Here is a 21,153-nt window from a genome sequence, read left to right on the forward strand (position 1 = left end):
GACTTACAAGGAAGGCGACCCTGGAGGTCGCCTTTTTCGTTTGGGGAGCAATTTCAGAAACCAATGCAATTACGAAGAAGTATCAACAAAGCTTGAGCGAAACCCGTCTGGCGTTAACAATATGTAACTTCGTATTTCCAATTGAGATTCATTCATGATTGCCCCCCCACGTTTCCTGGCCTGGCTGTTGCTGCCGCTGTTGGCTGCGTGCAGCTTTCAACTGCTGGCCGCACCCGCCGAGGGTGCACCGCAGGCGTTGCACTTGCTCGATTACATCGGCACCGATTACCCGGACACGGTGCAGGCGGGCAGCATCACGGACCAGGCAGGATTTCGCGCGCAGCAAGAATCGGTCAAGACGCTGGGAAGTCTGATTACAGCCATGCCGGCCAAGCCGGAAAAAGCTGCGCTGGAGCAAAGCCTGGCCGCGCTGGGAAATTCCATCGGCGCCCGGCAGGAGGGTACCGAGGTCACTCGCCAGGCCAGGCAACTGGGCGCGAAGCTGGCCGTGGCCTATGAAGTCAGCCAGGCCCCGGTGATTACGCCGGACCCGGCGCGTGGCGCGCCGCTGTATGCTCAGCACTGCTCGGTCTGCCATGGCGATGCAGGGGCCGGCGATGGCCCGGCAGGTGTCGGCATGACGCCACCACCTTCTGATCTGCGTGACACTACACGATTGGATCGCCTGAGCCTCTACGCGATCTACAGCACCTTGGGCTTGGGCGTCGAAGGGACTGACATGCCGGCCTTTGCCGATCAATTGGATGATCGTCAGCGTTGGGACCTGGCCACCTATATCGCCAGCTTCAGCGTCGACCCGGCGACGGTCAAGGCTGAAAAGACCTACAACATCGCCGACCTGGCTCGTCAGACCCCGGCCGAAGTACAGGCCGTCGAAGGCCCGCAAGCCGCCGCGACCTTCCGTGCCCAGCGGGCGCAACCGCCGCAGGTCAAGCGTGGCCCGGCGCAACTGCTCGACTACACTGCGGCCACTCTGGACAAAAGCATCGCGGCGTATCGTGCCGGTGAGCATGATCAGGCTTATGACTTATCGGTAGCAGCGTATCTGGAAGGCTTTGAGCTGGTTGAGAGTTCGCTGGATAACATTGACGCCAACGTGCGTAAAAACACTGAAAAATCCCTGATGGCCTACCGTCAGTCGTTGCAGGACGGCCTGCCGGTGAGCGAGGTCGAGCAGCGCCTGGAAGTGGCCAAGGACAAGTTGAAGGTATCGGCCGGCCTGTTGGGCAACGAGGGTTTGAGCTGGTCGCTGAGTTACATTTCCGGTCTGCTGATTCTGCTGCGCGAAGGTCTGGAAGCGATCCTGGTGCTGGCGGCGATCCTTGCTTTCCTGCGTAACACGGATCAACAGGCGGCAGTGCGCAGCGTTAACGTCGGTTGGGGCCTGGCGTTTGTGGCGGGGCTGGGCACCTGGGCGCTGGCAGCCTATGTGATTGATGTCAGCGGTTCACAACGCGAATTGCTGGAAGGTGCGACGGCGTTGTTTGCCAGCGTCATGGTGCTGTGGCTGGGCGTGTGGATGCATGACCGTCGTCACGCGGCGGCCTGGCAGGATTACATCAAGACCAGCCTGGTGGGCGGCGGCGGGCGTTTCGGGTTTGCGACCCTGGCGTTCTTCTCGGTGTATCGCGAGCTGTTCGAAGTGATTCTGTTCTACGAAACCCTGTGGTTGCAGGCGGGGCCCGCGGGGCACAACGCGGTGCTGGCCGGTGGGGCCACGGCGCTGGTGTTGCTGATAGGCCTGGCCTGGGTAATTTTGCGCGGTTCGGCGAAGCTGCCGCTGGCGCTGTTCTTCAGCATCAATGCCGGCCTTTTGTGCGCCTTGTCGGTGGTGTTTGCCGGGCATGGCGTGAAAGCGCTGCAGGAAGCCGGGATCTTCGGTACGCGGCCGGTACCGTTCTTTGACTTTGAATGGCTGGGGATCCATGCCGACGCCTATTCGTTGAGTGCCCAGGCTGTGGCGATCATTGCGATTGTCGTGTTGTACGGTCGTAGCCGAGTGGTTGAGAGGCAGCGGGTGCAGGTTTCTTAAACGGCATTCGCTTCGCTCACTTCCGCGGGCAAGCCACGCTCCCACAGGTTTAGCGTTAACCTGTGGGAGCGTGGCTTGCCCCGGGCGGCGTTCCGACGATGCTTTTAAACAGAGGAAAAACCAATGCGTGTGTGGATCGATGCGGACGCCTGTCCGCGGGCAGCCAAGGATCTGGTGGTGAAGTTCGCCCTCAAGCGCCAGTTCGAAGTGGTGCTGGTGGCCGGGCAACCGCAGACCAAGCCGGGACTGGCCCTGGTCAAGCTGATCGTGGTGCCGAGCGGCCCGGATGCGGCCGATGACTACTTGGTGGAACACGCCGTACCCGGTGAGTTGGTGATCTGCAGCGATGTGCCGCTGGCCGATCGTCTGGTGAAGAAGGGCGTGGCAGCGCTTGACCCGAGGGGCAAGGAGTTTGATGCGCAGAACATGGGCGAGCGGCTGGCGGTTCGCAACCTGTTCACTGATTTGCGCGAACAGGGGCAAATGGGCGGTGGCCCGGCACCCTTTGGCGAGCGTGAGAAGCAGGCGTTTGCCAATGCGCTGGACCGGATTTTGACCAGGTTATCCCGCAACGCCTGAAAAGATCGCAGCCTGCGGCAGCTCCTACAGGTATACACCGCCCCTTGTAGGAGCTGCCGCAGGCTGCGATCTTTTGATCTTGTTTTTACGCATCGTTTTCGTGGGTCAGTTCCAGTACCCGGTCCACCAGCTTGTTGATCCCCGATGCCACCTCACTGATCGATTGCGCCAGCATGTACGCCGGGGTGCTCACCAGTTTGCGTGCCTTGTCCTCGACGATCTCACTGACCGCGCAATCGGTATGGGTCGCGCCCATCTTGTTCATCGCGGCAGCGGTATCGGTGTCGTTGCCTATGGTGCAGGTGACGCCAGGGCCGTAGATCTTTGCCGCCAGGGCAGGGGAGATGCACATCAACCCCACCGGTTTACCAGCCTCGGCAAAGGCTTCGGTCAGTGCCAGGACATCCGGTTGAACGCTGCAGCCGGCGCCTTCGATGGCGAAGTTGGACAGGTTCTTGGCCGAGCCGAAGCCGCCGGGCACGATCAGCGCATCGAACTCATCGACGTTCGCGTCACGGATATCCTTGATGTTGCCCCGGGCAATCCGCGCCGATTCCACCAGCACGTTGCGCGATTCGGGCATTTCTTCGCCGGTCAGGTGGTTGATCACATGCAACTGCGCGATGTTCGGTGCGAAACACTGCACCTGGGCACCGCGCTGGTCCAGGCGCAGCAGGGTGATGACGCTCTCGTGGAGCTCGGCGCCGTCGTACACGCCACAACCGGAAAGGATCACTGCAACTTTTTTGCTCATGGGCTTTTCTCCAGATTCATGGCGTTAAATGTCCACTAATTTGTCCTGCGTTGCCATAGGGTTAATTCACGGCTGCACATAGCATCTGTCCTCAAGATTCCGATCAGGGCGCGTCATGGACTTCATTCTGTATGCGGTGCCATTTTTCTTTGTGCTGATCGCTGCCGAGCTGCTGGCCGACCGTTGGCGCGGGGTGAGCAATTATCGGGTGGCGGACGCGATCAACAGCATCAGCACCGGCGTGCTGTCGACCACCACGGGTCTGTTGACCAAGGGGGTGGGGCTGGTGACCTATGGGTTTGCCCTCAAGCACCTGGCACTGTTCGAACTGTCGGCCGACAACGTCTGGACATGGGTGTTTGCCTTTGTCTTCTACGATTTCTGCTACTACTGGCTGCACCGCATGGGCCACGAGCGCAACATCCTCTGGGCCGCCCATTCGGTGCATCACCAGAGCGAGGACTACAACCTGTCCACGGCGTTGCGCCAGACCAGCACCGGATTCCTGTTGAGCTGGATCTTCTATCTGCCGATGGCGGTGTCCGGCGTGCCGCTGCTGGTGTTCGTCAGCGTCGCGGCGCTGAACCTGCTGTACCAGTTCTGGGTGCACACCCGGCACATTCCCAAGCTCGGCTGGTTCGAATGGTTCTTTGTCACGCCGTCCAATCATCGGGCCCACCATGCACAGAACGCTCTCTACATGGATCGCAACTATGGCGGCGTGTTCATTATTTGGGACCGTCTGTTCGGCTCGTTCCAGGAAGAAGACGACAACGAGCCGGTGATCTTCGGCGTGACCACGCCGCTGGCGAGCTGGAACCCCGTGTGGGCGAACGTGCAGTTCTACGCGCAGTTGTGGGTAGATGCGCGGCGTGCCGAAAGCACCCGGGACAAGCTGCGGATCTGGTTCATGCGCACCGGCTGGCGCCCGGCGGACGTGGCGGCCAGATACCCGATGAACAAGCCGGATCTCAGCCAGTTTCGTAAATTCGAGGTGGCGTTGGACGGGCGTCAGCAGCTCTACGTCCTCTTGCAGTTCTGCATCTACATCGCGCTGGGCAGTTACCTGATGAATCTTGAGTCGAAGCTGCCAGTCGCCGCCCTGGTGTCGGGCTGGGGAGCGGTGGCGTTCGGTCTGTTTGTGCTGGGCGTGGCCCTGGAGAATCGCCCGTGGGCGTTGAAGCTGGAACTGGTGCGGCTGGCGTCGAATCTGCCATTGGCATGGCTGGCCCCGATGGTGGGGCTGTGGCCGGCCAGCGCGCTGGGCTGGGTCGGCCTGCTCAGTTACAGCCTGTTGAGCGGCGTCGGTATTTACTGTTGCAGGAGCCGCATCACTCGGTTGGCGTCGTAGGGCCTTCGGTGTTGGTTCGCACAGCTTTCAGGGCTTGTTCGTCGGCGTAGACCTGCTTGGCCAGGCGGGCATTCTTGAAGCGCCGACGCAGCCACAGCACGAAGCCCAGGACCAGCAGCGCACCGAGTACCCATAGCTCGTACTTCTTCACACTGCCGAGCATGCCTTCGAGCACGGCGCCGAAATGGTATGCGGCGGCCGCCAGGGCTGTGGCCCAGATCGCTGCGCCAATGCCGTTGAGCAGCAGGTAACGGCCCGGCGGATAACCTGACAGCCCGATGGCCACCGGCATGACCGTGCGCAAACCGTAGACGAAGCGGAAGCTCAGCACCCAGATGTCCGGGTGCTTGCGAATGTGTTCCAGCGCCCGGTCACCCATCATCTGCCAGCGCGGTTTGCGCGCCAACAGTTTGCGGCCGTGCTTGCGCCCCAGGAAATACCACAGCTGGTCGCCGGCATAGCTGCCGAAGAAGGCCACGACCACCACCAGGTTGATGTCCATGTATCCACGGAACGCGAGGAAGCCCGCGAGTACCAGGATGGTTTCGCCTTCGAAGAACGTGCCTAGAAAAAGGGCAAAGTAGCCGAATTCATGCAGAAATTGTTGGAGCATTGTCTGGGTGCTGGCGAAATGAACGCGCAGCCTAACCCTTCGGGCACATTCAGGAAAGTGTCCAAATGTGTCTCGACGTGAACATTTCCTACAACGACAATGGAATGCGGCTACCTGTCGCAGCGTGCACATAACTGTCACGCGTTCGTCATAATGGCCGCTTATAACTGTCACGCTCGCACGTCTGCGGGCTCAGGAGTCTGCCGTGAGCTTTACCCCCGCCAACCGTTTGTTCCCCGCAACCCGCCTGCGCCGCAATCGTCGTGACGACTTTTCGCGTCGCCTGGTGCGTGAAAACGTCCTGACCGTCGATGACTTGATCCTGCCGGTGTTCGTACTGGACGGTGAAAACCGTCGCGAAGCGGTGGCTTCGATGCCGGGCGTCGAACGCCTGACCATCGACCTGTTGCTGGAAGAAGCGGCCAAGTGGGTCGAGCTGGGGATTGCGGCGCTGGCGCTGTTCCCGGTGACACCCGCGGAACTCAAGTCGCTGGACGCCGCCGAAGCGTGGAACCCCGAAGGCATCGCCCAGCGCGCGACCCGTGCGCTGCGTGCGCGATTCCCTGAGCTGGGCGTGATCACCGACGTTGCCCTGGACCCGTTCACCACCCACGGCCAGGACGGCATTCTTGATGAAGAAGGCTACGTGCAGAACGACATCACCGTCGACGCACTGGTCAGGCAAGCCCTGTCCCACGCCGAAGCCGGCGCTCAGGTCGTGGCGCCATCGGACATGATGGACGGTCGCATCCAGGCGATCCGCGAAGCCCTCGAAGTGGCCGGTCACGTCAACGTGCGGATCATGGCCTACTCGGCCAAGTACGCCAGTGCCTATTACGGCCCGTTCCGCGATGCGGTCGGTTCGGCGCTGAACCTGGGCAAGGCCAACAAGGCCTCCTATCAGATGGACCCGGCCAACAGCAACGAAGCCTTGCACGAAGTGGCGGCGGACTTGTCAGAAGGTGCAGACATGGTCATGGTCAAGCCGGGCATGCCGTACCTGGACATCCTGTGCCGGGTAAAAGAAGAATTCAAAGTGCCGACGTTTGTTTATCAAGTCAGCGGCGAATACGCCATGCACATGGCGGCGATCCAGAATGGCTGGTTGAGCGAAGGGGTTATCCTCGAGTCCTTGACCGCTTTCAAACGTGCAGGGGCTGATGGCATCCTGACGTACTTTGCCGTTCGTGCCGCTCAATTGTTACGAGAGCAAAAATAGCCCTCCCAGGAACATTCGATGAATACCGAAGTACTCACTGAAGTTGCCGTAAAAGACGCTCAACCTGTGGTGGAGCAAGTCGACGAGACCCCGCCGGAGCTGGAGCCAGCTCCGCCCGCGGCGGTCGTCGAAACCGCCGTGACAGCGCCAGCGCCAGCGCTGGCCATTCCCGGCCTGGATGACAGCAGCCTGTACATCCACCGCGAGCTCTCGCAACTGCAGTTCAACATCCGCGTGCTGGAGCAGGCGCTGGACGAGTCCTATCCATTGCTGGAGCGGCTGAAGTTTCTGTTGATCTTCTCCAGCAACCTGGACGAGTTCTTCGAAATTCGGGTCGCCGGCCTCAAGAAGCAGATCACCTTCGCCCGTGAACAGGCCGGCGCCGATGGTCTGCAACCGCATCAGGCGCTGGCGCGCATCAGCGAACTGGTCCACGGTCACGTCGATCGCCAGTACGCGATCCTCAACGACATTCTGTTGCCGGAACTGGAAAAACATCAGGTCCGCTTCATCCGTCGCCGTAACTGGACGACCAAGCTCAAGACCTGGGTCCGCCGCTATTTCCGTGACGAGATCGCACCGATCATCACCCCGATCGGCCTCGACCCGACGCACCCGTTCCCGTTGCTGGTGAACAAGAGCCTGAACTTCATCGTCGAACTCGAAGGCATCGACGCCTTTGGCCGCGATTCCGGCCTGGCGATCATCCCGGCGCCACGCCTGCTGCCGCGCATCATCAAGGTGCCGGAAGAAGTTGGCGGCGCTGGCGACAACTATGTATTCCTGTCGTCGATGATCCACGCTCACGCCGATGACCTGTTCCAGGGCATGAAGGTCAAGGGTTGCTACCAGTTCCGCCTGACCCGTAACGCCGACCTGGCGCTGGACTCCGAAGACGTCGAAGACCTGGCCCGCGCCTTGCGCGGCGAACTGTTCTCCCGTCGCTATGGCGATGCGGTGCGTCTGGAAGTGGCCGACACCTGCCCGAAGCACCTGTCCGATTACCTGCTCAAGCAATTCAACCTGAGCGAGTCGGAGTTGTATCAGGTCAACGGTCCGGTGAACCTGACGCGACTGTTCAGCATCACTGGCCTGGACAGCCAGCGCGAGCTGCAATACCTGCCGTTCACGCCGCAGATTCCGAAACTGCTGCAGAACAGCGAGAACATTTTCAGCGTGATCAGCAAGCAGGACATCCTGCTGCTGCACCCGTTCGAGTCGTTCACCCCGGTAGTCGACCTGCTGCGCCAGGCCGCCAAGGACCCACACGTTCTGGCGGTGCGCCAGACCCTGTACCGCTCCGGCGCCAACTCGGAAATCGTCGATGCGCTGGTGGATGCTGCGCGTAACGGCAAGGAAGTCACGGCGGTGATCGAATTGCGTGCGCGGTTCGACGAGGAATCCAACCTGCAACTGGCCAGCCGTCTGCAAGCGGCCGGTGCGGTGGTGATCTACGGCGTGGTCGGCTTCAAGACCCACGCCAAGATGATGCTGATTTTGCGGCGCGAGGCCGGTGAAATCGTGCGTTACGCGCACCTCGGCACCGGTAACTACCACGCCGGCAACGCCCGCCTGTATACCGACTACAGCCTGCTGACCTCCGACGACGCCTTGTGCGAAGACGTCGGCAAACTGTTCAGCCAGTTGATCGGCATGGGTAAGACGCTGCGCATGAAGAAACTGCTGCACGCGCCGTTCACCCTGAAGAAGGGCATGCTCGACATGATTGCCCGGGAAACCCAGTTCGCCCTCGACGGCAAACCGGCGCACATCATTGCCAAGTTCAACTCGCTGACCGATCCGAAGATCATCCGCGCGCTGTACAAGGCCAGCCAGTCAGGCGTGCGCATCGATCTGGTGGTGCGTGGCATGTGCTGCCTGCGGCCGGGCATCGCCGGGGTTTCCCACAACATCCATGTGCGCTCGATCATCGGCCGCTTCCTGGAGCACACCCGGGTCTTCTATTTCCTCAACGGTGGCGACGAGCAGATGTTCCTGTCCAGTGCCGACTGGATGGAACGCAACCTCGACAAGCGCGTCGAGACTTGCTTCCCGGTGGAGGGTAAGAAGCTGATCATGCGGGTCAAGAAAGAGCTGGAGTTGTATCTGACCGATAACACCCACAGTTGGAGCCTGCAGTCGGACGGTCGTTACATCCGTAACACACCGACCGGCAACCAGAACCCGCGCAGCGCCCAGGCGACGTTGCTGGAGCGTTTGGGCAGTCCGATCCTGGCGGTTCGTTAATTCGGAACCTGTGGGAGCGGCACAAAAAAGGCCTTCCGAAGAAGGCCTTTTTCAGTTTCAGCGAGCGCTCAACACGATATCGACCCGGGTCAGCCATTGCGCTTCGATTTCGAAGTCGGCCTGGGTCAGCTGGTTTTCGTCCAGCCAGTTCTCCGGGAACACCACTTCGAGGCTATTGCCGTGGGCGTTCAGCTCCACCTGGGGCATTTGCTGGGTGCCACGGATGTGGTGGAACAGGATCGCAAAGCGCAGCAGCACGCACAGGCGAATCAGCTTGATGCCGTCATCGCCGAAATCGGCGAACTTGTCCTTGGGAATGTTGCGTCGGTGGCCGCGTACCAGCAGTGCGAGCATCAACTGGTCTTCGCGGGAGAACCCGGCGAGGTCCGAGTGCTCGATCAGGTAGGCGCCGTGCTTGTGGTACTGGTAGTGAGCGATGTCCAGGCCCACCTCATGGACCTTGGCCGCCCAGCCGAGCAGTTCGCGCCAGACGCCGTCTTCCAGGTCCCAATCCTCGGCCACCTGGTCGAACGCATGTAGTGCCTTGCGCTCGACCCGTACCGCCTGTTCCTGATCGACGTGGTAGCGCTCCATCAGCGAAGTGAGCGTACGTTCGCGCACGTCTTCGTGATGATGACGGCCCAGCAGGTCATAGAGCACGCCTTCGCGCAGGGCACCTTCGCAGTGGTCCATGCGCTGCAGTTCGAGGGAGTCGAAGATGGCTTCGAGGATCGCCAGGCCCGCTGGAAAAATTGCCCGGCGATCCGGTTTAATGCCTTCGAAATCGATTTTTTCGACGTCGCCCAGCTTGATCAGTTTGCGCTTGAGCCAGGCCAGGCCTTCGGCGTTGACCTCGCCGGTGCCGTGGCCGCCGGCCTTCAGCGCCAGACCGATGGCGCGGATGGTGCCCGAGGAGCCGATGGCTTCATCCCAGGTCAGGCGGTGCAGGGCGTGCTCGATGCTCATGATCTCCAGCCGCGCCGCAGTGTACGCCTGGGCGTAACGGGCCGGAGTGATCTTGCCGTCCTTGAAATAGCGCTGGGTGTAGCTGACGCAACCCATCTGCAGGCTTTCGCGCAGCAGCGGCTCGAAGCGCTGGCCAATGATGAATTCGGTACTGCCGCCACCGATGTCGGCCACCAGGCGCTTGCCGGGGGTATCGGCGAGGGTGTGGGACACGCCGAGGTAGATCAGGCGCGCTTCTTCACGGCCGGAAATGACTTCCACCGGGTGGCCGAGAATTTCTTCGGCGCGACGGATGAATTCGGCGCGGTTGCGGGCTTCACGCAGGGCGTTGGTACCCACGATTCGCACGGCGCCGGTGGGCATGCCGCTGATCAGTTGGGCGAAGCGCTTGAGGCAGTCGAGCCCGCGCTGCATCGATTCTTCGTTGAGATGGCGCTCTTCGTCGATGCCGGCGGCCAGCTGAACCTTCTCCCCGAGACGCTCGAGAATACGGATCTCGCCGTTCTGGGCCTTGGCCACGACCATGTGAAAACTGTTGGAGCCCAGGTCGATTGCGGCGATCAGGGACAGATTCTTGGCTTTGGATTGCGGCATGGTCTGGGGTCTCGGTCGATAACCTCGACATCGTGCCACGATCAAAGGCTGGCGCCAACGCGTAGGAGCTGTCGAAGGCTGCGATCTTCTGCCGCGGGAATATTTGCGGTGCTGCTGATGGCCTCTTCGCGAGCAAGCCCGCTCCCACATTTAACCGCGTACCTCAGTAACAACGCGGTCAACTGTGGGAGCGGGCTTGCTCGCGAAGGCGGCCTTCCGGTCAACAAAGATCTATCAGCCCACAGCCTCAACCGTCCCGATGAAATTCGCCAGTTCCGCCGTCTGGGGGTTGGCGAACAGTAGTTTCGGATCCCCAACCTCATGCACCTTGCCCTGGTGCATGAACACCAACTTGTCCCCAACCTCCCGGGCGAAGCGCATTTCGTGGGTGACCATGATAAGCGTCATGCCTTCGCTGGCCAGTTGCCGGACCACGCTCAGCACTTCATTGACCAGTTCCGGGTCCAGCGCCGAGGTGATTTCGTCGCACAGCAAAACCTTCGGCGACATCGCCAGTGCCCGGGCAATCGCCACCCGCTGTTGCTGCCCACCGGACAGCCGATCAGGAAAGGCATCGAACTTTTCCCCCAGCCCGACCCTTTCCAGCATCTGCCGCGCCAATTCGGCGGCCTTGGCTTTCGGCACTTTCTGCACCACTTGCGGCGCGAGCATGACGTTCTCACCCACGGTCAGGTGCGGGAACAGGTTGAACTGCTGGAACACCATGCCGACTTTCTGCCGCAGGCTGCGCAGGTCGGCGCGGGCGGCGTCGAGGTACTCGCCGTCGACTTCGATCACGCCGTCGTTGATCGACTCCAGGCCGTTGAGGGTGCGCAGCAAAGTGGACTTGCCCGAGCCGCTGCGACCGATGATCGCCACCACCTGGCCTTCCTCGATGCTCAGGTCGATGCCTTTGAGCACATGGTGATCGCCATAATATTTATGCAGGGCGGAAATTCTAAGCAGAGGCATGCAGTCTCCTTTCCAGGTAGCGCGCACTGAGCGACAAGGGGTAGCAGAGCAGGAAATAGCCGAGGGCGACGAGGCCGTAGACCATGAAGGGTTCGAAGGTGGCGTTGGCGAGCATGCCGCCGGTCTTGGTCAACTCGGTGAAGCCGATGATCGAGGTCACGGCGGTGCCTTTGACCACCTGCACCGAAAACCCCACTGTCGGCGCCACGGCGATGCGCAGGGCCTGAGGCAGGATCACATGGCGCAATTGCTCCAGAGGGGTCAGCGCCAGACTCGATGAGGCTTCCCATTGGCCGTTTGGAATCGAATCGACGCAACCGCGCCAGATCTCCGCCAGATAAGCGCTGGTGAACAACGTCAGTGCAATCGCCGCCGCCATCCACGGCGAAATCTCTATCCCGGCCAATGCCACGCCGAAAAACACCAGGAACAGCTGCATCAATAGCGGTGTGCCCTGGAACAGTTCGATGTAGGTACGGGCGAAACTACGCGGCAGGGATTTTTTCGAGATACGCATGACCATGATCAGCAAGCCAATCAGCCCGCCGCCAATGAACGCCACCAGTGACAGCGCCAGCGTCCATTGCAGTCCCATGAGCAGGTTGCGCACGATGTCCCAGAAGGTGAAGTCGCTCATCGGCTGCTCCTTGCAATGAAGCGGTGGCCTATCCAGTTCAGCAACTGGCGGATCAGCAGCGCCATGCACAGATAGAGCAAGGTAGTCAGGGCATAGGTTTCAAAGGCGCGGAAGTTGCGCGATTGAATGAAGTTGGCGGCGAAGCTCAGCTCCTCCGTCGCAATCTGCGAACACACCGCCGAGCCGAGCATGACGATGATGATCTGGCTGCTCAGGGCCGGCCAGACCTTGCCCAGGGCCGGTAGCAGCACCACATGGCGGAACGCCTCGAAGCGCGTCATCGCCAGTGCTGCCGCGGCTTCCAGCTGACCCCGGGGGATCGCCTGGATGCCGGCGCGGATGATCTCGGTGGAATAGGCGCCGAGGTTGATGACCATCGCCAGCACCGCCGCCTGCCATTCGGAAATTTGCACGCCCAGGGACGGCAAGCCGAAGAAGATGAAAAACAACTGCACCAGGAATGGCGTGTTGCGGATCAACTCGACGTAGACCGCGAAAATTCCCGCGAAAGGCCGAATGTTCCACGCCCGCACCAGCGCCCCGACGATGCCCAGTCCCACGCCGAGCACAGCGCCGATGGCGGTCAGCTCAAGGGTGAACAACGCACCGCGCAGCAACAGGTCGGTGTTGTTCACCACCGGCAGGAAATCGAACTGATAAGCCATAAAACGTCTCCAGCACGCCGAATCAGAGATCGGCCGGCAACGGCTCTTTCAGCCAGGTCAGGGCGTTCTTTTCCAGCGCGCCGTCACTCTTGGCGGTCACGAGGATCTGGTTGACCTTGTCCAGCAGCGCCGGCTCGTTCTTGTTGACGCCGACGTAGACCGGCGAATCCTTGAGCTTCACTTTCAGCGCCGGCACGCGTTTCGGGCTTTTCTCGCTGATCGCGACCATCACCACGTTGCCGCTGGCGATCAGGTCGACTTGCCCGGCCAGGTACGCGGCAATGGTCGAGTTGTTGTCTTCGAAACGCTTGATGGCCACGCCTTCGGGGGCGACCTTGGTCAGCTCGATGTCTTCGATGGCACCACGGGTGACGCTGATGGTTTTGCCCTTGAGATCGTCCAGGCCCTTGATGTCGGCGTCTGGCGGACCGAACACGGCGAGGTAGAACGGTGCGTAGGCACGGGAGAAGTCGATGACTTTTTCGCGCTCCGGGTTCTTGCCGAGGCTGGAGATCACCAGGTCGACCTTGCCGGTGGTGAGGAACGGGATGCGGTTGGTGCTGTTGACCGGGGTCAGTTCGAGCTTGACCTTGAGCTGATCGGCCAGCAGTTTCGCGGTGTCGATATCGAGGCCGCGGGGTTTCATGTCCGGGCCGACCGAGCCGAAGGGCGGGAAGTCCTGGGGCACGGCCACCTTGAGGACGCCGCGCTTGACCACATCCTCCAGACCGTCGGCGTGGGCGGGTGCCTGGTTCAGCATCAGGCTGGCAAACAGGGCGGCGAGGAGGGCGCTGTAACGCTGGGTCATGGCAAATCTCCGGATCGGCAAGAAGTGATTTCTGCGGATCGACAGAGCATGGGCCATGCCAACATGGGGTCTTGAGGGCGCCAGGGCGCGGTTTTGCTGGTGTCGTACGGTCTTACTGGTCTGAACAGTCGGGTTGCGTTTCGCACCCCGATGGCGCAGCCGTGAAAATCACCGAACCCCCATGGGGCACGACTTGCCGGGCGTCGCGAATAGCTTTACAACTGAGCGCACATTGGCCTGGTTCGTCTGGAAAACCATGAACTCGATCTCCCGCGCCGTACCTGAAGTGGCGCTGCAAGCCATCCGTAAACTGATTACCGAACAGGGCTTCGGGCCGGGGGATGCCTTGCCTTCGCAACGGGACCTGGCGGTGCAACTGGGGGTCAGTCGGGCGTCGCTGCGCGAGGCGTTGTCATCGCTGAGTGCGCTGGGGGTCATCAGCATCCAGCCGGGCAAAGGCGTATTCGTGCAGTCGCCGGTGGAGCTGCCGCGTGGCGATGCAGCGCCGGGCTGGCCGTTCGCGGCGCAGGCTTCGCCGCTGGACATCTTCCAGTTGCGCTATGCGCTGGAAGGGTTTGCGGCGGGGTTGGCGGCCGTAACCTTGAGCACCGACGAACTGGATGCGCTGGAAGACAATGTCGCCGCCATGCGTAACGAACTGAAGTCCGGCGACTTCGAAGCCGCGGCCCGCCTGGATTTCGAATTCCACCGCCGCATCCTGCTGGCCAGCGGCAATCAGGCGATGCTGAGCATCCTGACTGCCAGCGCCGACATCTTCCTGGAGAGTCAGAAGCTACCGTTCATCCGGGTCGAACGTGCCATGGAAACCTGGCAGGAACACCGTAAAATCCTTCGTGCGCTGGCCCGTCGAGCGTCTGGCGCCGCGCAAAAGGCTATGCAAGAGCACGTACGCAATGCCGCGCTGCGTACCGGAATCGCGTTCATCGCTCCCGTCGCTTCATGACCTGAGCTATACCCAAACTCATGAATCACCATAGCGAGACTCAATCATCTGCACCTTCCTGAACGAGGGAAGGACCGCTATGATGGGCCACGTTTTTTTGCTTACAACCTGGAGAATTCCATGAGCAGCGATCTTATCAAACACGTTAGCGACGCTAGCTTCGAGGCCGACGTACTCAAGGCCGAAGGCGCTGTACTGGTCGACTACTGGGCTGAATGGTGCGGCCCTTGCAAAATGATCGCTCCGGTTCTGGACGAAATTGCCGAGACTTACAAAGGCAAGCTGACCGTTGCCAAGCTGAACATCGACGAGAACCAGGAAACCCCGGCCAAGCACGGCGTGCGCGGTATCCCGACCCTGATGCTGTTCAAGAACGGCAACGTTGAAGCGACCAAGGTCGGCGCACTGTCGAAGTCGCAACTGGCTGCCTTCCTCGACGCCAACATCTAAGCGTCGCTGCAAAGTGTCCTGAAAAAGCCCCGCAAAATAGCGGGGCTTTTTGCGTATTCAGGGCTAGACGCTCCTAAACTCAGGTGGTACATTCGGCCCCGCACTGGTTTCTCCATTGCCCCCTGCTAGCCGTCGCCGACGCACTCCTTTTCGAATAAGTACGCGATCCTGTCGCCTTCTCTGCGGCGCGGCCTCATTAAGCCAAAAGCTTAATTTCCCCCCTCCATAAATGATTACGTCATTCCTATATGAATCTGACTGAACTCAAGCAAAAGCCGATTACCGAACTGCTCGAATTGGCCGAACAGATGGGCATAGAAAATATGGCCCGTTCGCGCAAGCAGGACGTGATTTTCTCCCTGCTCAAGAAGCACGCGAAAAGCGGTGAGGAAATCTCCGGTGATGGCGTGCTGGAGATTCTCCAGGACGGCTTCGGCTTCCTGCGCTCCGCTGACGCTTCCTATCTCGCCGGCCCAGACGATATCTACGTCTCGCCGAGCCAGATCCGTCGCTTCAACTTGCGCACCGGTGACACCATCGTTGGCAAGATCCGCCCTCCAAAGGAAGGCGAGCGTTATTTCGCGCTGCTCAAGGTCGACACGATCAACTACGACCGTCCGGAAAACGCGAAGAACAAGATTCTCTTCGAGAACCTGACCCCGCTGTTCCCGACCGTGCGCATGAAGATGGAAGCCGGTAACGGCTCCACCGAAGACTTGACCGGTCGTGTCATCGACCTGTGCGCCCCGATCGGCAAAGGCCAGCGCGGCCTGATCGTTGCACCGCCGAAAGCCGGCAAGACGATCATGCTGCAGAACATCGCGGCGAACATCGCACGTAACAACCCTGAAGTTCATCTGATCGTATTGCTGATCGATGAACGTCCGGAAGAAGTGACCGAAATGCAGCGCACCGTGCGCGGCGAAGTGGTTGCCTCGACGTTCGACGAGCCGCCAACCCGCCACGTGCAGGTTGCCGAAATGGTGATCGAGAAGGCCAAGCGCCTGGTCGAGCACAAGAAAGACGTGGTGATCCTGCTCGACTCCATCACCCGTCTGGCCCGTGCCTACAACACCGTGATCCCGAGCTCCGGCAAGGTACTGACCGGTGGTGTCGATGCCCACGCCCTGGAGAAACCGAAACGTTTCTTCGGCGCCGCGCGGAACATCGAAGAAGGCGGCTCGCTGACCATCATCGCCACCGCGCTGGTTGAAACCGGCTCGAAGATGGACGAAGTGATCTACGAGGAATTCAAAGGCACCGGCAACATGGAGCTGCCGCTGGATCGCCGTATCGCTGAAAAGCGCGTCTTCCCGGCCATCAACATCAACCGTTCCGGCACCCGCCGCGAAGAGTTGCTGACTGCCGACGACGAGCTGCAGCGCATGTGGATCCTGCGCAAGCTGCTGCACCCAATGGATGAAGTGGCTGCCATCGAGTTCCTGGTCGACAAGCTGAAAACGACCAAGACCAACGACGAATTCTTCCTGTCGATGAAACGCAAGTAACATCGCCCGTTGAGTTCAAGAGAATGGCGCCCCGGTGGGGCGCCATTTTTTTTGCCCGCACTTTTTTGCCCGGGCCATGGGAGGTTTTTGATTGGCCAAGGTCAGTTACTTGGCAATTCAACCAGGCGCGTTTGCAGTCATCTCCGGGGACGATGCCCAAGCGCGCTGAAAACAACGATCTGAATGGTTTAATGTTTATGAGCTCACTGGCTTATCGACGGGATATCGACGGCTTGCGCGCAGTGGCGGTGATCGCTGTCGTGCTGTTTCATTTTGGTGTTCCGGGGTTTACCGGCGGCTTTGTCGGCGTGGACGTGTTTTTCGTGATTTCCGGTTACCTGATCACCTCGATCATCTGGAATCAGCGCCAGGCCGGACAATTCAGCTTTGTCGATTTCTGGGCCCGGCGTGCGCGGCGGATTTTGCCGGCGTTGTTCGCGATGATCATCGCGGTGCTGGCGGTCGGCTGGTTTTTGCTGGCACCGAAGGATTACGAAGAGCTGGGGCGATCGGTGCGTTACCAGGTGATGTTCGTGTCCAACATCCTGTTCATGCGCCAGGACGGCTATTTCGATGTCGCCTCCGATCTCAAACCCCTGCTGCACACCTGGTCGCTGGCCGTGGAGGAGCAGTTTTACATCGTCTTCCCGTTGCTGCTGACACTGCTGTCGAGCCGTCTCAAGTATCGGCGACTGACGCTGTTCGGCGTATTGCTGCTGTCCTTTGGCTTGAGCGTGTGGGCCGTCGCCCATCATCCGGAAAAAGCCTTCTTCCTGTTGCCGATGCGTGCGTGGGAGCTGTTGGCCGGAGCGATGCTGGCGGTCGCGCCCAAGTCTGCGTGGCGTCTCAAGCCGATGGCGGCGCAGTGGCTGAGCCTGCTGGGCATGGTGCTGATCCTGCTGGCGGTGTTCGGTTATGACAAGGCCACGCCATTCCCGGGCGTTGCTGCGTTGTTGCCGGTGCTGGGTGTGGTGCTGCTGATTCTGGCCAACGGTCATCGTGAAACCTGGATTGGTCAGTTTTTGAGCAGTCGGATAATGGTCGGCCTCGGCCTGGTTTCTTATTCCTGGTACCTGTGGCACTGGCCGGTGTTCGTATTCTCCCGCTATGCCAGCGTCGGTGAGCCGAGTGCTTTCGACAGTGCCGGGTTGATTCTGCTGACGCTGTTGCTGGGTTATCTGTCCTGGAAATTTGTCGAAACCCCGTTTCGTGAGCGTCGCCTGATTGCCGGACGCCGGCAGATCCTGCTCGCCAGCGCATGCGGTGTCCTGGTGCTCGGCCTGGCCGGGCAGACCTTGCGCTGGACCGACGGCTTGCCGTGGCGTCTGTCTGACCAGGCCTTGCAATACGCCAAGGCTCGCGAATGGCGACCGGAGCTGATGGCCTGCCTGGCCGATGACAAGACGCCGGATGACAAGTTGTTCTGCCGTTATGGCGCACAAAATCGCCTGCCCCCAGCGCTTGTCTGGGGCGATAGCCATGCCACGGCGTTGATTCCGGTTTTCGACGAGGGTGCCAAGGCCCATGGCGTCAACGTGATCCTCGCCAGTTCTGCTGGTTGTTTGCCAGTCGATGGCCTGGAGCACGATGCGCGTTGTGCGCGGTTCAACCGGCGCGTTGAACAGGCCTTGATGCCGCAAGCTGTCGGCGATGTGGTGTTGGTCGCGCACTGGAGCCTGTACCTCTATGGCGACGGCAAAGGTGACTTGGGCCACGCACTGAAAAGCGCTGACGGGCACTACGACCGCGCCAGCGCCGAACAACGTCTGGCCGATGGCTTGCGTGCACGAGTCGCGCAATTGCGTGCAGGCGGGCATCGGGTCTGGCTGGTAAAAGAGGTGCCGTTGCAGGCCTTCAGCCCTCCGTATCGCCTCACCCGCCTGGCAATGCTGGACCGCCCGGTCGACGATGTCGGGCTGGCGCTCGCAGAGCACCACAAGCGCCAGGCATTCATCAGTCGATTGTTTGCACAACTGGCGCAAGACCCGGCGGTACAGGTGGTGGACCCGGCGCCAAGGCTGTGTGACGCGAGCGGCCTGTGCCGCGCCGAACGCAGCGGCTACTCGTTGTACACCGATGACAATCACCTCTCGGAAGTCGGTGCGCGGTTCGTGGCGCCGATCCTCGAACCGCTGTTTGTCAGTCTGCAGCCGGGGCAAACCCGGGGTAATGCATCCAGATAAGCAGCGATAAGCTGCCAGCGGCCAGCAGAGCAGGTAGGATGTACGCCTATTTTTCGGGTGCCATCATCAAATGAAATTCAAGGATCTTCGGGATTTCGTGCAGCAGCTTGAGCAGCGCGGAGAGTTGAAACGCATCCAGATCCCCGTCTCTCCAGTGCTGGAGATGACCGAGGTGTGTGATCGCACACTGCGTGCCAAAGGCCCGGCGCTGTTGTTCGAAAAGCCGACAGGCTATGACATCCCGGTGCTCGGCAACCTGTTCGGCACCCCCGAGCGGGTCGCCATGGGCATGGGTGCCGAGTCGGTCAGCGAGCTGCGCGAAATCGGCAAGCTGCTTGCGTTCCTCAAGGAGCCCGAGCCGCCGAAAGGCTTGAAGGATGCCTGGTCCAAGCTGCCGATCTTCCGCAAGATCATTTCGATGGCGCCGAAAGTCGTCAAGGACGCGGTGTGCCAGGAAGTGGTCATCGAAGGCGACGACGTCGACCTGGCCATGCTGCCGGTACAGACCTGCTGGCCGGGCGATGTCGGCCCGCTGATCACCTGGGGCCTGACCGTCACCAAAGGCCCGAACAAGGATCGCCAGAACCTCGGCATTTATCGTCAGCAGGTGATTGGTCGCAACAAAGTCATCATGCGCTGGCTGAGCCACCGTGGCGGCGCGCTGGATTACCGCGAGTGGTGCGAGAAGCACCCGGGCCAGCCGTTCCCGGTTTCCGTGGCCCTGGGTGCGGACCCGGCGACCATCCTCGGTGCCGTGACCCCGGTGCCCGACAGCCTTTCCGAATACGCCTTCGCCGGCCTGTTGCGCGGTAACCGCACTGAGCTGGTGAAGTGCCGCGGCAACGACCTGCAAGTGCCGGCCACCGCCGAAATCATCCTCGAAGGCGTAATCCATCCGGGCGAGATGGCCGATGAAGGCCCATACGGCGACCACACCGGTTACTACAATGAAGTCGACAGCTTCCCGGTGTTCACCGTCGAGCGCATCACCCATCGGATCAAGCCGATCTATCACAGCACCTACACCGGCCGTCCGCCGGATGAGCCGGCGATCCTCGGCGTGGCGTTGAACGAAGTGTTTGTGCCGATCCTGCAGAAGCAGTTCCCGGAGATCACCGATTTCTACCTGCCACCCGAAGGCTGCTCGTACCGCATGGCCATCGTGACCATGAAGAAGTCGTATCCGGGCCACGCCAAGCGGGTAATGCTGGGTGTCTGGTCGTTTTTGCGACAGTTCATGTACACCAAATTCGTTATCGTCACCGACGACGATATCAACGCCCGGGACTGGAACGACGTGGTCTGGGCCATCACCACGCGCATGGATCCCAAGCGCGACACGGTGATGATCGACAACACGCCGATCGACTACCTGGACTTTGCCTCGCCGGTGTCCGGCCTGGGGTCGAAAATGGGCCTTGATGCCACGCATAAATGGCCGGGCGAAACTACCCGCGAATGGGGCCGGGTCATCGTCAAGGACGATGCCGTGACCCAGCGGATCGATGCCATCTGGAATCAGTTAGGAATAGATTGATGCGTGTAACCTTGCAGCCCTCCGGAGCAGTGCTTGAGATATTGCCCGGCGAGCGGATTCTCGATGGCGCACGACGTCTGGGCTACGAATGCCCGCAAAGCTGCCGCAACGGCAATTGCCACGTGTGCGCGGCGCTGCTGGTGGAAGGCCGGGTCGAGCAGGCCGGCAATGTGCGCGACCATGGCGAGTTCTACACTTGCATAGCAGAGCCGCTGGAAGACTGCATCGTGCTGTGGGATGGCGTGCTCGCGCTGGGAGAACTGCCGGTGCGCAGCGTGTCGTGTCAGGTCATTGAGTGCAAGGGGGTGGGCGGCGACACCTGGCGCGTGCGTCTGCGGGCTCCGGCCGGTAAACCACCGCGCTACCACGCCGGCCAGTACTTGATGATCGAGCGCGAGAACGGCGAAAAGTCCGCCTTCTCCCTCGCCTCGGCCCCGCATGCGGGGCGCGACCTGGAAATCCACGTACTGGCGCGCGAATCCAGTGCGCTGAGCCTGATCGAACAGCTCCAGCGCAACAGCATGGTGCGGGTCGAATTGCCGTTTGGCGATACCCACCTGGAGGAGTTGCCGGACGGTCCTCTCGTGCTGATCGCCGCTGGTACCGGCATGGGCCAGATCCACAGTCTGATCGAGCATTGCCGGGCCTCGGGGTTCAAGCACCCGGTGCATCTGTATTGGGGCGTGCGTCGTCCTGAAGATTTTTATCAAATCGAGCATTGGGACGAATGGCTGAAGCTGCCCAACCTGTTCCTGCACAAGGTCGTCAGCGATCAATGCGGTTGGGGAGGGCGGTGCGGCATGTTGCATGAAGCGGTCTGTGAAGACTTCCCTGACCTCAAGCCGCTGCACGTGTACGCCAGCGGCTCTCCGGCCATGGTCTACGGCACGCTGGATGCGCTGGTGGAAGCGGGGATGGACGCCCACCAGATGCGCGCCGACGTTTTTGCGTATGCGCCGCGCCCTTGAGCCGCGATCTTGATCCGCGCTCTTTCGTTATAACTCTATATATAGCCAATCGGCATTTATAAACTTTTATAAATGTCGGTAGGTT

Annotated in this window: 18 protein-coding genes; 11 read left to right on the forward strand and 7 right to left on the reverse strand. The window is 60.8% G+C overall.

The features are described from left to right. The first annotated feature begins 154 nt into the window (after positions 1 to 154). Complete coding sequence (locus ASD95_RS01470; RefSeq protein WP_056726375.1) at positions 155 to 2,053, forward strand: cytochrome c/FTR1 family iron permease; 1,899 nt, start codon at positions 155 to 157, stop codon at positions 2,051 to 2,053. 123 nt (positions 2,054 to 2,176) lie between these two features. Beyond that, positions 2,177 to 2,632 (forward strand): YaiI/YqxD family protein, encoded by a 456-nt coding sequence (locus ASD95_RS01475; protein ID WP_056726376.1) that lies wholly within the window; start codon positions 2,177 to 2,179, stop codon positions 2,630 to 2,632. 85 nt (positions 2,633 to 2,717) lie between these two features. On the opposite strand, the gene elbB is transcribed toward ASD95_RS01475, so the two are convergent. Further along, positions 2,718 to 3,386, reverse strand: coding sequence for an isoprenoid biosynthesis glyoxalase ElbB (gene elbB / locus ASD95_RS01480; RefSeq protein ID WP_056726377.1), 669 nt, complete (start codon positions 3,384 to 3,386; stop codon positions 2,718 to 2,720). Positions 3,387 to 3,501: 115 nt separating this feature from the next. Between elbB and ASD95_RS01485 the strand changes: the two genes are divergently transcribed. After that, positions 3,502 to 4,737, forward strand: coding sequence for a sterol desaturase family protein (locus ASD95_RS01485; protein ID WP_056726378.1), 1,236 nt, complete (start codon positions 3,502 to 3,504; stop codon positions 4,735 to 4,737). Here the strand turns inward: ASD95_RS01485 and ASD95_RS01490 are convergent. Beyond that, complete coding sequence (locus ASD95_RS01490; protein ID WP_056726379.1) at positions 4,718 to 5,350, reverse strand: DedA family protein; 633 nt, start codon at positions 5,348 to 5,350, stop codon at positions 4,718 to 4,720. The two genes, ASD95_RS01485 and ASD95_RS01490, sit on opposite strands and share 20 nt — an antisense overlap. 205 nt (positions 5,351 to 5,555) lie before the next feature. Here ASD95_RS01490 and hemB point away from each other — a divergent pair, with 205 nt between their 5' ends. Next, positions 5,556 to 6,569 carry a porphobilinogen synthase gene (gene hemB, locus ASD95_RS01495; protein WP_056726380.1) on the forward strand — a complete coding sequence of 338 codons (1,014 nt, stop codon included), beginning with the start codon at positions 5,556 to 5,558 and terminating at the stop codon, positions 6,567 to 6,569. Positions 6,570 to 6,587: 18 nt separating this feature from the next. After that, the gene (ppk1, locus tag ASD95_RS01500; RefSeq protein WP_056726381.1) at positions 6,588 to 8,816 is read left to right on the forward strand and encodes a polyphosphate kinase 1; all 2,229 of its coding nucleotides are present in this window, start codon (positions 6,588 to 6,590) and stop codon (positions 8,814 to 8,816) included. A gap of 57 nt (positions 8,817 to 8,873) precedes the next feature. On the opposite strand, the gene ppx is transcribed toward ppk1, so the two are convergent. From ppx to ASD95_RS01525, 5 genes are all read right to left on the reverse strand, one after another. Next, the gene (gene ppx, locus ASD95_RS01505; protein WP_056726382.1) at positions 8,874 to 10,376 is read right to left on the reverse strand and encodes an exopolyphosphatase; all 1,503 of its coding nucleotides are present in this window, start codon (positions 10,374 to 10,376) and stop codon (positions 8,874 to 8,876) included. A gap of 234 nt (positions 10,377 to 10,610) precedes the next feature. Beyond that, entirely contained in the window at positions 10,611 to 11,348 is a 738-nt protein-coding gene (locus tag ASD95_RS01510; protein WP_056726383.1) for an amino acid ABC transporter ATP-binding protein, read from the reverse strand. Next, complete coding sequence (locus ASD95_RS01515) at positions 11,335 to 11,985, reverse strand: amino acid ABC transporter permease (protein ID WP_056726384.1); 651 nt, start codon at positions 11,983 to 11,985, stop codon at positions 11,335 to 11,337. The genes ASD95_RS01510 and ASD95_RS01515 overlap by 14 nt, the downstream gene beginning before the upstream one ends. Then, complete coding sequence (locus ASD95_RS01520) at positions 11,982 to 12,650, reverse strand: amino acid ABC transporter permease (protein ID WP_046039042.1); 669 nt, start codon at positions 12,648 to 12,650, stop codon at positions 11,982 to 11,984. The genes ASD95_RS01515 and ASD95_RS01520 overlap by 4 nt, the downstream gene beginning before the upstream one ends. Before the next feature lie 22 nt (positions 12,651 to 12,672). After that, positions 12,673 to 13,458 (reverse strand): transporter substrate-binding domain-containing protein, encoded by a 786-nt coding sequence (locus ASD95_RS01525; RefSeq protein WP_056726385.1) that lies wholly within the window; start codon positions 13,456 to 13,458, stop codon positions 12,673 to 12,675. 256 nt (positions 13,459 to 13,714) lie between these two features. Here ASD95_RS01525 and ASD95_RS01530 point away from each other — a divergent pair, with 256 nt between their 5' ends. The 6 genes from ASD95_RS01530 (at position 13,715) to ASD95_RS01555 (ending at position 21,068) form a co-directional block, all read left to right on the forward strand. Next, positions 13,715 to 14,422 carry a FadR/GntR family transcriptional regulator gene (locus ASD95_RS01530; protein WP_056726675.1) on the forward strand — a complete coding sequence of 236 codons (708 nt, stop codon included), beginning with the start codon at positions 13,715 to 13,717 and terminating at the stop codon, positions 14,420 to 14,422. Between the two features lie 120 nt (positions 14,423 to 14,542). Beyond that, on the forward strand, positions 14,543 to 14,872 hold the full coding sequence (gene trxA / locus ASD95_RS01535; protein ID WP_003206727.1) for a thioredoxin TrxA: 330 nt from the start codon (positions 14,543 to 14,545) through the stop codon (positions 14,870 to 14,872). Between the two features lie 248 nt (positions 14,873 to 15,120). Continuing rightward, positions 15,121 to 16,380, forward strand: coding sequence for a transcription termination factor Rho (gene rho / locus ASD95_RS01540; RefSeq protein WP_046039047.1), 1,260 nt, complete (start codon positions 15,121 to 15,123; stop codon positions 16,378 to 16,380). Positions 16,381 to 16,577: 197 nt separating this feature from the next. Then, a complete protein-coding gene (locus ASD95_RS01545) occupies positions 16,578 to 18,563 on the forward strand; it encodes an acyltransferase family protein (RefSeq protein WP_056726676.1) in 1,986 nt (661 codons plus the stop codon). 70 nt (positions 18,564 to 18,633) lie between these two features. Then, positions 18,634 to 20,100, forward strand: coding sequence for a 4-hydroxy-3-polyprenylbenzoate decarboxylase (gene ubiD, locus ASD95_RS01550; protein WP_056726386.1), 1,467 nt, complete (start codon positions 18,634 to 18,636; stop codon positions 20,098 to 20,100). Continuing rightward, on the forward strand, positions 20,100 to 21,068 hold the full coding sequence (locus ASD95_RS01555) for a CDP-6-deoxy-delta-3,4-glucoseen reductase (RefSeq protein ID WP_056726387.1): 969 nt from the start codon (positions 20,100 to 20,102) through the stop codon (positions 21,066 to 21,068). Before ubiD ends, ASD95_RS01555 begins: the two co-directional genes overlap by 1 nt. Positions 21,069 to 21,153: the final 85 nt, after the last annotated feature.

It is taken from the genome of Pseudomonas sp. Root71, assembly GCF_001429045.1.
Classification (GTDB): domain Bacteria; phylum Pseudomonadota; class Gammaproteobacteria; order Pseudomonadales; family Pseudomonadaceae; genus Aquipseudomonas; species Aquipseudomonas monachiensis.

Excerpts from the sequence above, each read along its gene's own strand:
- ASD95_RS01475 (WP_056726376.1), top strand. The coding sequence starts at position 2,177 with ATGCGTGTGTGGATCGATGCGGACGCCTGTCCGCGGGCAGCCAAGGAT.
- ppx (WP_056726382.1), bottom strand. The coding sequence starts at position 10,376 with ATGCCGCAATCCAAAGCCAAGAATCTGTCCCTGATCGCCGCAATCGAC.
- rho (WP_046039047.1), top strand. The coding sequence starts at position 15,121 with ATGAATCTGACTGAACTCAAGCAAAAGCCGATTACCGAACTGCTCGAA.
- ASD95_RS01470 (WP_056726375.1), top strand. The coding sequence starts at position 155 with ATGATTGCCCCCCCACGTTTCCTGGCCTGGCTGTTGCTGCCGCTGTTG.
- ASD95_RS01555 (WP_056726387.1), top strand. The coding sequence starts at position 20,100 with ATGCGTGTAACCTTGCAGCCCTCCGGAGCAGTGCTTGAGATATTGCCC.
- ASD95_RS01485 (WP_056726378.1), top strand. The coding sequence starts at position 3,502 with ATGGACTTCATTCTGTATGCGGTGCCATTTTTCTTTGTGCTGATCGCT.
- trxA (WP_003206727.1), top strand. The coding sequence starts at position 14,543 with ATGAGCAGCGATCTTATCAAACACGTTAGCGACGCTAGCTTCGAGGCC.
- ASD95_RS01525 (WP_056726385.1), bottom strand. The coding sequence starts at position 13,458 with ATGACCCAGCGTTACAGCGCCCTCCTCGCCGCCCTGTTTGCCAGCCTG.
- ASD95_RS01520 (WP_046039042.1), bottom strand. The coding sequence starts at position 12,650 with ATGGCTTATCAGTTCGATTTCCTGCCGGTGGTGAACAACACCGACCTG.
- ppk1 (WP_056726381.1), top strand. The coding sequence starts at position 6,588 with ATGAATACCGAAGTACTCACTGAAGTTGCCGTAAAAGACGCTCAACCT.
- elbB (WP_056726377.1), bottom strand. The coding sequence starts at position 3,386 with ATGAGCAAAAAAGTTGCAGTGATCCTTTCCGGTTGTGGCGTGTACGAC.
- ASD95_RS01530 (WP_056726675.1), top strand. The coding sequence starts at position 13,715 with ATGAACTCGATCTCCCGCGCCGTACCTGAAGTGGCGCTGCAAGCCATC.
- ASD95_RS01510 (WP_056726383.1), bottom strand. The coding sequence starts at position 11,348 with ATGCCTCTGCTTAGAATTTCCGCCCTGCATAAATATTATGGCGATCAC.
- ASD95_RS01515 (WP_056726384.1), bottom strand. The coding sequence starts at position 11,985 with ATGAGCGACTTCACCTTCTGGGACATCGTGCGCAACCTGCTCATGGGA.
- ubiD (WP_056726386.1), top strand. The coding sequence starts at position 18,634 with ATGAAATTCAAGGATCTTCGGGATTTCGTGCAGCAGCTTGAGCAGCGC.
- ASD95_RS01490 (WP_056726379.1), bottom strand. The coding sequence starts at position 5,350 with ATGCTCCAACAATTTCTGCATGAATTCGGCTACTTTGCCCTTTTTCTA.
- ASD95_RS01545 (WP_056726676.1), top strand. The coding sequence starts at position 16,578 with ATGAGCTCACTGGCTTATCGACGGGATATCGACGGCTTGCGCGCAGTG.